Source organism: Bacillus sanguinis, from assembly GCF_018332475.1.
Taxonomy (GTDB): Bacteria; Bacillota; Bacilli; order Bacillales; family Bacillaceae_G; genus Bacillus_A; species Bacillus_A sanguinis.
The window spans coordinates 1-592 of record NZ_BOQB01000654.1; the positions used below are offsets into that span (position 1 = coordinate 1).

A 592-nucleotide genomic window follows, 5' to 3' on the forward strand; every position below is an offset into this window, starting at 1 on the left:
TACCAATCTGCGTAATCTGTTTTTCACCCCTGCGGGGATCAAAGAAGAGAATATCCAGAAGCTCACTATTGATAACTACCGCGAGCATGATCAGAAACTGGCGCGTGAAGGCGGCCTGGATTTGGTGGTGCGGGGATTAGGTGCAGATGGTCATTTTTGTGGCAATTTGCCGAATACGACCCATTTCCATGAGCAAACCGTGGAGTTCCCGAACCAGGGAGAGATGGTTGATATTGTGGCGCATGGTGAGTTGGGCGGCGACTTTTCGTTAGTGCCTGACAGCTACGTGACGATGGGGCCGAAAAGCATCATGGCGGCGAAAAACTTGCTGATAATTGTCAGTGGCGCAGGTAAAGCGCAGGCACTGAAAAATGTTCTGCAAGGTCCGGTTACCGAAGATGTTCCAGCTTCCGTGTTGCAGCTGCATCCTTCGCTGATGGTAATCGCTGATAAAGCCGCTGCCGCAGAATTAGCGCTCGGTTAAGCTGAAGAAATAAGGCCGGATGTATGAATTACGCTCCGGCCTGTTCTCATTATTTAAATAACTACGAAAAATCACCCCACAGTCTCAGCTTGCCGCAGTGGAGACAGC

Annotated in this window: 1 protein-coding gene; it reads left to right on the forward strand. The window is 50.3% G+C overall.

Annotated features, from left to right (window positions below):
- Positions 1 to 484: glucosamine-6-phosphate deaminase (locus tag KI369_RS30025; RefSeq protein ID WP_212959062.1), on the forward strand; the 484-nt coding region annotated here is incomplete at its 5' end.
- Positions 485 to 592 lie beyond the last annotated feature (108 nt).